The organism is Cellulosimicrobium arenosum, assembly GCF_014837295.1.
GTDB classification, from domain to species: Bacteria; Actinomycetota; Actinomycetes; order Actinomycetales; family Cellulomonadaceae; genus Cellulosimicrobium; species Cellulosimicrobium arenosum.
In genome coordinates this window covers 71,269-84,693 of sequence record NZ_JACYHB010000012.1, presented here as the reverse complement: position 1 = coordinate 84,693, position 13,425 = coordinate 71,269, and the positions used below count along the sequence as shown (strand labels likewise).

At 72.3% G+C, this 13,425-nt stretch carries 7 protein-coding genes; 2 read left to right on the top strand and 5 right to left on the bottom strand.

The genetic code is table 11. The features are described 5' to 3' along the window. Window positions 1-38 precede the first annotated feature (38 nt). The 3 genes from IF651_RS13805 to IF651_RS13795 form a co-directional block, all read right to left on the bottom strand. Complete coding sequence (locus IF651_RS13805; RefSeq protein WP_191829706.1) at window positions 39-995, bottom strand: carbohydrate ABC transporter permease; 957 nt, start codon at window positions 993-995, stop codon at window positions 39-41. Between the two features lie 79 nt (window positions 996-1,074). Continuing rightward, window positions 1,075-2,394, bottom strand: a complete 1,320-nt coding sequence (locus tag IF651_RS13800) for an ABC transporter substrate-binding protein (protein WP_191829705.1) — start codon at window positions 2,392-2,394, stop codon at window positions 1,075-1,077. 351 nt (window positions 2,395-2,745) lie between these two features. Beyond that, a complete protein-coding gene (locus IF651_RS13795; RefSeq protein WP_191829704.1) occupies window positions 2,746-3,765 on the bottom strand; it encodes a LacI family DNA-binding transcriptional regulator in 1,020 nt (339 codons plus the stop codon). Between the two features lie 157 nt (window positions 3,766-3,922). Here IF651_RS13795 and IF651_RS13790 point away from each other — a divergent pair, with 157 nt between their 5' ends. After that, window positions 3,923-4,933, top strand: coding sequence for a LacI family DNA-binding transcriptional regulator (locus IF651_RS13790; protein ID WP_338403965.1), 1,011 nt, complete (start codon window positions 3,923-3,925; stop codon window positions 4,931-4,933). A 490-nt stretch (window positions 4,934-5,423) separates the two neighbouring features. After that, window positions 5,424-8,975 (top strand): glycosyl hydrolase, encoded by a 3,552-nt coding sequence (locus IF651_RS13785; RefSeq protein ID WP_191829702.1) that lies wholly within the window; start codon window positions 5,424-5,426, stop codon window positions 8,973-8,975. 93 nt (window positions 8,976-9,068) lie between these two features. On the opposite strand, the gene IF651_RS13780 is transcribed toward IF651_RS13785, so the two are convergent. Beyond that, window positions 9,069-9,692, bottom strand: a complete 624-nt coding sequence (locus IF651_RS13780; protein WP_191829701.1) for a LysE family transporter — start codon at window positions 9,690-9,692, stop codon at window positions 9,069-9,071. 90 nt (window positions 9,693-9,782) lie between these two features. Beyond that, window positions 9,783-13,214, bottom strand: coding sequence for a carbohydrate binding domain-containing protein (locus IF651_RS13775; RefSeq protein ID WP_191829700.1), 3,432 nt, complete (start codon window positions 13,212-13,214; stop codon window positions 9,783-9,785). Window positions 13,215-13,425: the final 211 nt, after the last annotated feature.

Here is a 13,425-nt window from a genome sequence, read left to right as displayed (position 1 = left end):
CTCGGTCGGGGTCACGCCGGTGCGGGTCGGCGTCGTGCTCATACGAGCTCACCTCCGTCGTCGGGGAACAGGCGTCGCTGGACCCACGAGATGATCAGGACGATCACGAGCAGCACGAGCGCCATCGCGGACGCGAGGCCCACCTTGGAGAACGTGAAGGCCGTGTTGATGGTCTGGATGACGAAGGTCTCCGACCCGTTCGCTCCCCCGGTCATGACGAACGGGATCTCGAACGCCGAGAGCGCGCCGGCGACCGCGAGGACGACGGACAGCCCGGTGATGCGCTTGATGCCCGGCGCGATGATGAACCGGAACTTCTGCCACGCGTTCGCCCCGTCGAGGTCCGCCGCCTCGTACAGCTCGCTGGGGATGGACTGGATCGCCCCGAGGAACAGCACGAAGTTGAGCCCCATGTACCGCCAGACGCTCGTCGCGGCGAGCGAGACGTTCACGATCGACGGGTCGCCGAGCCACAGCGGCGGCTCGGCCACCCCGAGCGTCGCGAGCAGCGCGTCGAGGGTTCCGCCGGGGCGGAAGAAGTACAGGAAGACCAGCCCGATGGCCACGCCGTTGATCAGGTACGGGAAGAAGATGATCCCCTTGAACCAGGTCCGGAACCGCGTGTTGAAGCTGAGCACGGTCGCGAAGTACAGCGCGAGCACGAGCTGGAGCATCGCGCCGGCGAGGTAGTAGAGGCTGACGAGGAAGACACGGAAGATCTCCGGCCTCGTGAAGATCTCGACGTAGTTCTGCCAGCCGACCGGCTCCTTGACGGGGTCCAGCCCGTCCCAGGACGTGAAGCTGTACCACACCATGTTCGCGACCGGCACGTAGGTGAAGACCAGCAGCAGCCCGACCGGAGCGAGCAGGAACAGCCACGGCGTGATGCGCCGGCCGCTCGAGCCGAGCGCGTCCGTCCGGTGTCCTCGTCGCCCTCGCGGGGGGGTCGGCGGCTTCGTGCGGAGCGCGCCGGCAGGTCCGGTGACCGCGGCCATCGCAGTCGCCTCCTTCGTCTGTCGTGGGTCGGTGCTGACGGACGCCCGGCCCGCCGTGGGGCGGGCCGGGCGCGTCGCGTCAGCCGACGACCTCGGCCCGGGCCTCTGCCCAGCGCGCGTTGAGGTCGGCGAAGTACGACTCCTTGCTGCCGTCCGCGGCTCCGCGGGCGATGTCGACGTACTCGCGGCGGAACTGGTCACCGTTGAGGTCGATCTCTGCAGCGTTGTAGATGTCCGAGAGCAGGCTCTCCTCGCCCTCCGGTGCCGGGGCGATCTCGACCTCCTCGACGCCATAGGTCTCGAAGTCTGCGAGCGTCTCGGGCGTCTGGCCGTCGACCTGCGGCGCGATGCCGCCCTGGCTCGCGGCGAAGCCGGACTCGTCGAGGAACCAGTACAGCCACGCCTCCGCGGCCTCCTTGTTCTCCGAGTTCTTCGAGACCGCGATCTTGTAGTCGCCGCTGACCGTGCTGTGGAAGGCGCCGTCGGTCTGCCACGGCATCGGCCAGAAGCCGATGTCCTCGCGCGCCGCACCCGCCGCCTCGGCGGCGTCCTGCATCTGGGTCACGGCCCACGAGCCGAGCACCATGGAACCGACCTGGCCGCTGCCGATGAGGTTCTTGGACTCTTCCCAGTTGGTCGTGGTGGGGTCCTTCTCGCTGACCCCTGCGGCGACGACGTCGAACAGCAGCGAGTCGATCGCGTACTGCTCCTCGCCCTCCGTCCACGGTGCGTCCTGCTCGGTGCGCATGTTGACGGCCTCGGGGCCGTCGATCGAGCCCTGGTTGGACTGCCACTGGGTCAACGGCCAGCCGTCGGCGTAGTTCGTGTAGTAGGGGGTGGCGTCGGGCGAGGTGTCCTTGATCGCCTCGAGCGCCGCGACGAAGTCCTGGGGCGTGGTCGGGGGCTCGGTGACGCCGGCCTTCTCCCAGACCGGCTTGTTCAGCACGTAGCCGAGGGCGGTACCGAAGGTCGCGAGACCGTACACCTGGCCGTCGTACGACTTCTCGTGGATGAACCGGTACTTCTCCCCGAGCTCGTCCACGGTGCCGAGAGGCTCGAAGAAGGTCGAGAGCTGGTCCGCGTCCACGGTGTTGGGGACGAGCAGGACGTCGCCGTAGTCGCCCGAGTTCAGCCGGACGGTCATGTCGCCCTCGTAGTCGGTGATCGCCTCGAACTCGACGTCGACGTCCGGGTAGGTCTGCTGGAACTCGGCCACGTAGTCCTGCAGGACCGTGTCCACGATGTCCGTGCGGTTCGTGAGCACGGTGATGCTCCCCGACGGCTCGTCGCCGTCGCCCGCTCCGTCGTCCGACCCGCCGGAGCAGGCCCCCAGCAGGAGCGCCGTGGCAGCGGCCACGCTCGTCACGCTCGTCACGCTCAGGATGTGCCTCTTCGCCATCTCGATCTCTCGCTCTCGTCGTCGTTGACTCGTGCCCGGGTGCGTGATCGCTGACCGAGCGCGTGCACGGAGCTCCGCTCTGCAGCGCTTAAGCCTCGAGGCAGCATCACCTCGTCGCGAGCGTTGCTCCATTGCCGATAGGCAGAGATTAAGCGCTTCAGTTCGTGTAAGTCAACGATCGCTGATCACGGTTCGGTCTCGACGACTGGGGCGGCACGCACCGGCTGCGGTGCCGGGCTGCAGCGACAGGCCACGGTGTCAGATCGAGCGGCCAGGTCGCATCGCCAGGTCTCGCACGGGCCGCCGGGTGACCGCGCTGGGCCGACCGGCTCGCGGGCCGGTGTCCGGACGTCAGGCGCCGGCGTGCCGCGCCGTGGTACCACGCGGCCGCAGCGTGGGCGTGGAGTCCAGGAAGCTGCCACCCACGGTCCCGTCGATACGGTCGAAGAGCCGGCGCGCGACGTGCGCACCGAACCGGGTGACGTCGTGGCTCAGGGCAGACAGCCGGGGAAAGGTCGCCTCGCACAGCGGGGAGTCGTCCCACGCGATGACGGAGAGCTCCTCCGGGACGCGCACGCCGAGCTCGCGGGCGACGCCGAGACCCGCCAGCGCCATGACGTCGTTGTCGTAGATCACGGCGGACGGTCGCTCGATCCCGGTCAGCAGACCGCGGGTCGCCGTCGCCCCCTGGTCGGCGGTGTAGTCGGTCCGGGCGATCTCCCCGTGCACGGCGAGACGACGGATCTCCTCGCGGAACGCGTCGTCACGGATGTGGGTGTGGCCGAAGCTCTGGACGCCCGAGACACGGGCGATCCGTCGGTGCCCGGCGGTCGCGAGATACCGCACGGACTCTCGCATGGCGGCCGCGTCGTCGGTCCAGACGTTGGTCACTCCCCCGGCGAGGGCCGGGTCGCCGACCACGACGGCGGGGATGGCGTCGGGTTCCGAGAGCCATGCGACGCGCGGGTCGTCGAGGCGGAGGTCGACCGTGACGACGCCGTCGACCCGCCGCGCGGCTCGCCACTTGCGGTAGGCCCGCATCTCCGCGTCGAGATCCGGGACGACCTGGAGCAGCAGGCCGTACGAGCGCGTCGCGAGCTCGGACTCGATCCCCGCGATGAACTGCATGTAGAACGACTCGAAGCCGAGGGTGCTCGGGTCGCGGGCGAGCACGAGGCCGACGGTCTCGGTCCGCGCGCCCGAGAGCGAGCGTGCGGCCGAGCTCGGCGCCCAGCCCAGCTCGGCGGCGACGCCCAGGATGCGCTCACGGGTCGCGGCGGACACGCCGGGCCGGTCGTTGAGCGCGTAGGAGACCGCGCCCGTCGAGACGCCCGCGCGGCGTGCGATGTCGGCGATCGTGATGCGCGCCATGACCTCTCCCCACCTCTCCCCGTTGTGCCGTGCCGTCGACGGGCACGTCCAGCGACCGCGCGCACCCACCGGAGCACACCGTGCACTGAAGCGCTTCACCTGTCAACTCGCCTCGCGCGGGCCCGGCGCGATCGGCGTCGCTGCTAGGGTCGCGCTTGTGCACAAGCCGCCGCAGCGCGCCACCCTGGCGGACGTCGCCCGGCTCGCCGGGGTCAGCGCCAAGACCGTGTCCAGGGTCTACGACGGGAGCACGAACGTCTCGCCCGACACGCGGCGCCGCATCGAGGACGCCGCGGAGCGCCTGCACTTCCGGCCCAACCTCCTCGCGCGCAGCCTGCGGCACGGCGGGGTCTCGACTGCCGTCGGCTTCGTCCTCGGCGACCTGACCAACCCGTTCTACGTCAAGGTCGCCGCGGGCATGGAGCGCGAGCTCTCGCGCAGCGGCCTGACCATGGTCCTCGGCGCGACGGAGGACGACCCCGCGGAGGAGCATCGCGTCGTCGGGACGTTCCTCGCTCAGCGCGTGCGTGCGCTCGCGCTCGTCCCCATCGCGGACGACCAGTCCTACCTCGAGCGCGAGCGTGGCCTCGGCACCCCGGTGGTGACGGTCGACCGGCCGGCGCGCAACCTCCTCGCCGACTCCGTCCTGCTCGACGACCGTGAGGGGACGGCCGAGGCGGTCCGCGCCCTGACCCGACTGGGGCACCGCCGCATCGCGTTCGTGTGCGACCCGGCACACCTGTACACGCACGTTGAGCGGCTCGCCGGCTACCGCGAGGCGCTGCGCGAGGCGGGGGTCGAGGACACGAGCGCCTGGGAGCGCCTCGACGACCCGCCCGGGCAGGGCACCGAGGCGTCGATCCTCGGCCTCATGGACATGGCCGAGCCTCCGACGGCGATCGTCACCGGCAACAACAAGGCCAGCGCCGCGCTCGTCCGGGCGCTCGGGCCGATGCGCGACGATCTCGCCTACGTCGGCTTCGACGACTTCGACCTGGCCGACGCGATCGGCTTCAGCGTCGTCGCCTACGACACCGTCGAGCTCGGCCGCATGGTCGCCCGCCGCGTGCTCGCCCGCCTCGACGACCCTGCCGGCGCACCGGTCCACGTCCGCATGCCCACCCACCTCGTCCCCCGCGGCTCCGGCGAACGCCCCCCGCCGAAGTAGTACCGCAGTCCGCCGACGTAGTACCGCAGCCCGCGAAGCAACAGCCCGATACCGCGAAGTAGTACCGCAGCCCCGCGACGTGGTGTCGCTGCGCCAGGGAGATGGCGAGCGAACGCCGTCGACATCGACCCGGCCCGACGCCGGCCGCCACGTTCCGACGAGGCGGGCCCGCGGCGTCGGGCACACGCGCGGATGCAGGGCGCGACACGCGCCGCTCGCCCGTGCGACCGACCACGGACTCCTTCCGCGGATCCAGGTACTACCTCGCCGGGCTGCGGTACTACTTCGGCGGACTGCGGTACTACCTCGCGAAGCGGCCCCACCGTGTCGGACGTTGTCATGGCCGCATTCTCTGGCTGTGAGCTCCGAGAGCAGAGAACTTCGAGAGTCCAGTTTGTCTACTCGACGAATCATCATGTCAGCGTTGACACATGGTCATCGACGGCCGTAGCGTCCGGACGACCAGAACCCTCGGACGAAGGAGTCCCGCATGTCCCGACGACGACCACCGGCCGCGCTCGCGGCCCTGGCCCTCCTGGCGACGGCCACCCTCACGGCGGCGCCCGCGCACGCCGCCGCGCCGGACGACGGCCCGGCGGCCACGGCCGAGCCCGCCCGGCTGAGCCTCGACGACTTCGAGGGCTACGCCGACGATGCCGCGCTCGGTGCCACGTACGTGCGCAACTCCAACGGCGGGGCGAGCACGGCGACGCTCGTCGACTCGCCGTTCCCGGCCGACGGCACCGACGGCACCGCCACCGGCTCCGCGATGCGGTTCGACTACTCGTTCACGAGCGGCTACTCCGGCCGCTCGCGCGCGGTCGACGGCTACTGGCCGGGGCTGCAGGCGCTCGAGCTGTGGATCACGAACGGCACACCGGGTCAGGACGTGCTGCTCCAGCTCAGCGACGGCGCGTCGTACGAGGCGCACCTGAACGACGTCGACGGCTTCGACGCCACGTCGACCGAACCCCAGCACGTCACCGTCCCGATCGAGGACTTCCGGCCCAAGTCCGGCACCGGCACGCTGCGCACGAGCGGCATCGCGTCGTTCGCGCTCTACGTCAACCAGGTCGCCGGTGCGCCCGGCCAGAGCGGAGGCACCATCGTGGTCGACGAGATCGACCTGCTCCTCGACGAGCTCCCGGAGGCACCCGCCGTCTCCTTCCCGCAGACCGACCTGAGCACCGACGGCGCGACGAACCTGCTCACCGTGCTGAACGAGCACGCGACGCTCCCCGCCGGAGCGCGGATCGTGCAGGCCATGTGGGCCTCGGACGACCAGGCGGTCCTGCACGACGCGACCCGCCCCGTGCCCAAGGGCGACTTCCGGGCCACCGGGACGGTCGGCGTCGACCTCCACGAGGTGCGGCTCTTCGCCCCCGCGCCCGACGGCGGGGTCGGCACGACGTTCACCGTCGACGTCGGCACCCACCTCGACGTGACCGTCACCGACCTGCCCGCGCCGGTCGACGTCGTCGACTACCTGGACCAGATCACGGGTACCGGCATGCTGTCCGCGATGCACCACGACCAGTCGTACGCGAGCGCGCAGGACTCGCTGCACCAGCGCGTCGCGAACGAGTTCGGCGTGTACCCGGCGCTGTACAGCGCGGACTTCCTCACCGGCCAGACGGTCCCGTACCGCCAGCAGATGATCGACGAGGTCGCGCGGCAGTGGGACGAGGGGAACCTCGTGCAGATCATGTTCCACGTCTCGCCCCCGCAGTACACGGTCGCCCAGGAGGCCGAGGGCGGCTGGGGCGGCGACCAGGCGCACGAGACGCTGCCGAGCCCCAACCGCATCTACTCGTACCTGTACGCGGACCAGTGGGACGAGCTCATGACCTACGGCACGCCGCTGAACGAGAGCTGGAAGGAGCGCATGGACGAGTACGCGCGCTACCTCCAGCAGCTCGAGGACCGCGGGGTGACGGTCATGCTCCGCCCGTTCCACGAGATGAACCAGCACGTGTTCTGGTGGGGCGGGCGTCCCGGCACCGACGGCAGCGCGGGGCTCTACCGGATGTTCCACGACTACCTCGAGCAGGACAAGGGCCTGTCCAACATCGTGTGGGTCTGGAACGTCCAGGACCTGCCGGACGACTACGGGTTCGCCGACGGCGACGCGAAGTTCGACCGCTACGAGGGCCTCGACGGCGGTCTCGCCGAGTACGACGCGAACGACTGGTCGAGCTTCAGCCCGGGCGCCGACTACTACGACGTGCTCTCGGTCGACTTCTACGACGTCGAGGGCTACCAGCCGCGCCACTACGAGCAGGCGCAGCAGATCGCCCAGCGCGACGGCAAGCCGATGATGATCGGGGAGACGTTCGTCTTCCCGACGCAGGACGAGGTCGCGGCCCAGCCCGACTGGTCGCTCGCGATGCCGTGGGGCGCGCGGACGTGGAACTACAACACGCCGCAGGCGATGGAGGAGTTCTACGCGCACAGCATCGGCGCGGCCGGGATGCCGCGCTTCGCGTCACGGGGCGACGGCGGGGACGCCGGACCCGAGATCGTGGACGCGCGCGTCGTCGGCGTCGTGAACCCGCACGGCTACGAGGTGAGCGCGCTGGCCGTGCGGTACTCGCAGGAGCTGCCCGCGAGCGAGCTCGACCCCGCGGCCTTCGCCGTCCGGGCCGACCTCGACGGCCCGACGCCGGGCACGACGTCGGACGGGCCGCGCACCGTCGTGCGAGCGGTGACGAGCGACGTGCCCGACGCCGCCCCCGGGGCCGGACCGAGCGCCGGCGAGTGGGTCGTGCTGGAGCTCGACACGTCCGACGCGAACGCGGCGGGGACGTTCTACGAGGGCACCACGCAGCTCTACGACCTCACCGACGCGTACTCGGTGCGCCAGGTCGGTGGGGTGACGCTCGGCGACGTGACGGTCGCGGGCGGTGGGGCCGCGGACGCGTCGGCGGTGATCTCCCCGGTCGTGGACGAGTACACGGCGGACCGCTGGGACGGACCGGGCGACACGTTCCGGTACCGGCTCTTCACGCCGGAGGCGGTGCGGGAGGACCCGGCCACGGACGAGCTCTACCCCCTCGTGCTGACCCTGCACGGGACGGGCGAGACGGGGACGGACAACACGGCCCAGCTCGTCGGGAACCAGCTCTCGGTCGCGTTCGCGGACCCGGCGCGACAGGGCGACGACCCCGCGTTCGTCCTGTCGCCGCAGCGCGCGCCCGACCAGGACTGGCTGACCCCGAGCGGGCGGCAGGCGCTCGTCGGGATGGTCGAGGACATGATCGACAGGTATCCCGTCGACCCCGACCGCGTCTACCTCACCGGGCTCTCGCGCGGCTCGCGCGCGAGCTGGCCGCTGCTCGCCGAGAATCCGGACCTGTTCGCGGGCGCGCTGCTCGTGGCGGGCGGCGAGTCCGCGGACCTCACCGCGCAGATCGAGGACCTGCCGGTCTGGGTGCACCATGCGATCGACGACCCGACGGCGCCGTACGGCCTCACGCTCACCGCGCTCGACGGGCTCGAGCGGGCAGGCGCCGTCGTGACGCGCGGCGAGTGGGCGGGCAACCTCCCGCGCGACGAGGCGTCGGCCGAGGCGCAGGCCCTGTGGGACGAGGCGCGAGCGGCAGGCAGCGAGGTGCTCCACACCGCGTACACGCCGGGCACGACCGGCACGCCGGACCGGCTCGCGTACCCGCACTCGTCGTGGATCCCGACGTACTCCAACCCGGTCGTGCTCGACTGGCTGTTCGACCAGTCGCGCGACGCCGGGGCACCGGCGCCGGAGGTCGAGGTCGACGCGTCGGCCCGCTGCCTGGCCGGGAAGGCGTACGTCGCCGTCCGGGCGACCAACGCGGGCGACTCGGCCGTGGACGTCACGCTCACCACGCCGTACGGGAGCAGGACGTTCACGGGCGTCGCCCCGGGGCAGAACGCGTACCAGTCGTTCGCCGTCCGCGCGTCCTCCGTGCCCGACGGCGCAGCGACCGTCACGGCGACCGGCACCTCGACCGGCCCCCACGACGAGGTGGTGGTCGAGGCCGACTACGGCGCGGTGACCTGCGGGTAGCGTCCGACCTTCCCGCACGTCGCGCACGACCTGCCGTCGCGCAATGACGCCGACGCCCCCGCCGCCCACCCGGGCGGTGGGGGCGTCGTCGCGTCAGTGCACCGCCGCGAGGAGCACGCCCACCCCGACGAAGAGGCTCCCGAAGAGCCTGTCGACCGCGCGCTGCCCGCGCGGTTCGCGGGTCAGCCGCCGCAGGCCCGTGGCGGCCGTGGCGAAGAAGAACCACATGACGAGGACGTCGATCACGACGACGGTCACCCCGAGCACGACGTACTGCGGCAGCAGCGGGCGGTCCGGTCGGACGAACTGCGGGATGAACGCGAGGAAGAAGACGACCGCCTTCGGGTTCGTGAGGTTCACGAGAAGACCGCGGCGCACCATCGACAGACGCGACTCGGTCCTGCGCGCGACGTCAGCACCGCCGTCGTCCCGCGGGCGCGCTCGCCACTGCCGGATCCCGAGGTAGACGAGGTAGCCGGCACCGGCGTAGCGGACGACCGCGAACAGGACCGGAGAGCCCGCGACCAGCACGCCGACACCGGCCGCCACGACGAGGACGTGCACCACGAGGGCGAGCTGCTGGCCGAGGATCCCCCAGATCGAGCGCGCCCACCCGACACCGATCGAGTTGGACATCGTGTTGACCGCGCCGGCGCCCGGCGTGAGCGAGACGAGCACCCCGGCGGCCGCCAGGGTCGTCCAGACCGACCACGCCATGGTCCACAGGATAGGCCCGACCGGGCACGACGATGCCCCCGTCCGGACGGACGGGGGCATCGCCCGGGGCGGAGCCCCGGTGCGGAGTCGTCAGCCGCAGTCGAGCGCCGCGTAGCCGGCGTCGATGTCGACCGCTCCGGCGCCGGAGCCGACGGTCACCACCGCCGTGCCCGCCGCCACGGACGTCTGGCGCACCGCGAACGACTGGTACGCGCTCTTCCCGGGGGCCACCGCGGCGAACGCCTTGGTGCCGTACGACGTGGCGAGCGTGACGGAGACAGGGTCGTCCCCCTCGTTCGTCGCCCGGACGGCGACGTACGCCTTCCCGGCCATGCACCGGGCCGACGCCTCCGCTGCCACCTCCGGCGCTCCCGCCGCGGCGACCGCCGTGCGGACGTCGTCGACGACGAGCACGGCCGGGCCGCTGCCGCCGAGGTAGAACGACAGCTCCGTGACGGTGGACAGGTCCGCACGGCCGCCGCCGCCTGCCCACGGCGGCAGCTCGAGGTCGTCGAACGCCACGTGCACGGTCCCCGCGGGCTGCGGCCCGGTACCGGGCAGCACGGTCTCCCAGTACTGCCCGCCGGCCACGACCTGCACGGTCACGTTCTGCCCGGCCCCGAGACCGGAGCGGTCGAGCCACAGGTCGAGGCCCTCGTAGCCCCACCAGGACTGCGGCTCGTCGAACGTCCGCGTCACACCCGCGTAGCCGGACGACGCGAGCGTGCTGGCGACGTGCATCGCCTGACCGCCGTCAGGCCCGGCGACGAGCGTCGTCGTGACGGCGTCTCCCCCGGCGTTCGCGCGGTGCGCTGAGGTGAGCGCGGTGTCGTCGGCGAAGCCCTCGTAGTCCTCGACGACGAGCGGCTCGTCCGGCAGCGCCTCCGTCCGGAAGGAGCGCGCGCCGCCGGTCATGCCGGTGGTCCCGGCGCCGTTGACCGCCTCGACGTGCCACGTGTACGACGTCGCGGGGTCGAGCTCGACGTCGGGCGCCAGGCTCACGCCGCGCACCTCGGCGGACACGATCGGCGTGCCGGGGTCGGAGGCCGGTGCGAGCGTCAGGCGGTACGCCGCGGCCTGCGCGGCTGGCTCCCACCGCAGCGTCGGCGTGCCGCGCAGACCGGATGCGCCATCCTCGGGCGCGAGCGCCGCGAACGCGCCGGGCGCGGCGAGCACGCCGCCCGCCCCGTACAGCCGGACGTCGCCGAGCTGCTGCGCCCACTCGGGCGCCGCGTCCGCGGGCCAGACGACCCGCACGGCGTCGGCCCCCGGCGGGAGCGGCGCCGCGTACGCGAACCGTCCCCACGCCCCGCCGACGGTCCCGGGCGCACCGGACACCTCGACCTGGACGGCCTGCCACGCGCCGTCCACCCGGGCCTCGAAGGCCACGTGCGCGGGGTCCGCGTCCGGCCAGTACCAGCCGGTCGCCTCCAGCCGCGTGAGGTCCGCCGCCTCCCACGTGAGCGACGCCGCACCCGGCGCCTCGCGCTTGGCCCGCGACGTGTCCCCGCCGAACAGCTCCGGGCTGCCGGCGTCCAGGCCGACCGGCCCGTCGGCGCTCGCTCGCGAGAGGTCGGCGAGCGCGTCGTCGACGACCGGCAGGTCCTGCGCCGAGCGCAGCGTGACGCGCTCGAGGCGCGCGGACGCACCGTCGGGCCAGGTCACACGAAGGAACCGCGTGGCCTCGGGGGCCTCGACGCCGACCCGGAACGTCCCGTCCACCTGCGGTCCGACGGCGGCCTGCGCCGTCGTCCACGTCTCGCCGTCCACGCTGGTGGCCAGGACGAGCGACCCGGCCTGCTCTGCGCTGGCCGCGCGCACGCGCAGCTCGGCGCGGTGCAGGCCGACGTTCTCCCACACCGCGTACGCCGCGCCGTCACCGGCACCGGTGTCGGACCTGCCCAGGAGGGCGACGTCGCCGTCGGGCACCACGCGCAGCCCGGCGTGGTCCGCGAGCGGGCGCTGCGTCTCGAGCGGGTCCACGAGCACGTCCTCGCCGCCGGCGACCACGACCGGCTCGGACACCGGCCCGTCGGTCCCGTCCGCGCCGACGGGCACGACCCGGTAGGCCGCGTCCCCGCCCGTCGCGGTGTCGAGGTATGCCTCGCCCGTGTCGGTCAGGCCGTCGGCCACGACGGACCACCTGCCCGCCGGCTGGCCGGCGGCGACGTCCGCGCCCTCGAGCCGGTACGTCGCCGCACCCGCCGCGCCACGCCACGAGACCTCGTGGAACCCGTACGTGCTGCCCACCCGCGTGACGAGCGGCTGCTCCACCTCGACCGGGATCCCCGCGCCCGCGAGCGCCGCCGAGTAGGCGCGGACCGCCGCGACGTTGCCGCGCATGCGCTCGTCGGTACCCGGGTAGTGGAGCGTGAAGCCGTCGTCGTGCGGGACGAGGCCGGACGCGTCGTCGTGCCCGAAGAGCGACCAGAACATCATGCCCGTGACGTCGGGCTCGGCCGCGAGCGGCTCGAGGAGCTCCGGCGTCGCGGCGGTCGAGGCGTACTCCCCCGCGATGTACACCTTCCCGGCGTCGGTGATCCTCGCGGCGTCGGCCCGCACGCTCGCGACCGTCGGCGGGTAGTAGTGCACGTCGACGATGTCGACCAGCGGGGAGGCGAGCGTGTCCTCGTCGATGGAGAACCGGCGCCCCGCCGCGACGAGCTGCTGCGGTGCGCGCTCGGAGATCTCGGTCGCGACGTGCTCGATCCAGTCGGGCGTCGTGCCCTCGAGCTCGTTGCCGAGCTCCCACGCGAGGATCGTCGGGTCGTCCTTGAGCGCGAGGCCCGTGTACGGGTTCACGTGGTCCATGACGTGGTGGACGTAGTCGGTGAAGTCCGCGACCACGGCCGGGTCGGAGTAGAACTGCGGGCACGGCGTGAACATGTCGATCGGTGTGCAGTACCCGTGCGGGGCCGCGAAGTCACGATGCCCGCCGTGGTAGTACGCCCACTCGTCGGTGAGCGGCAGGACCAGCCGGATGCCCTTCGACCCGGCGTAGGCGATCGCGTAGTCGATGCTCGCGAACGCCTCGGCGTCGTACCCCTCCTCCGGGGCGGGCAGGATCGCGAGCTCGGTCCCGGTGGAGGCGAGCATGTGGGAGCGCACGACCGACACGCCGAGGTTCGCGGCCGTGTCGAGAGCGTCGCGGATGCGGAACGACGTCGGGTAGTCGACGACGCCGGGCGGCACGTTCTCGTCGAGCCCGAGCCAGTAGATGTTCGTCCCGCTGAAGCGGAACGTCTCGCCGTCGAGCACGAGGCGCGAGCCGTCGCGCTCGACGAACGACGTGTTGCGGCTCTCGCCGACGGAGGTCGTGGGCACGGCGCTCGGGCTCTCCTGGGTCGGGGTGACGGGGCCGGTGCCGGCGGCGGCACCGGCCGGTACGACCGTACCGGCGATCGCGATCCCGACGGCGGTCGCGACGGCGAGCGCACGGCGCGCGACGGTCGCCTGACGATCGGGTGGGTTGACTGGTCGCGCCGCGCGGCCTCTCGCCGCGCGCTCCTGCCGTGGGTGCATCGTCCGCTCCTTCGCGTCGGTGGTGCGCCGCCGGACGGCGCACCGTGACCGTAGATCGCGGACGTGCCGCTTGTCAACGCTGTCACAGATGAGGTACCAGATCGACCCGATCAATTGTTTGCAACATGTTAAGCGGTTCATGACAACGGTAGACACGTTAGCTCGGGAAGGACTACCGTGGCCGCGTCAGGCACCACTCACGCAACGACGC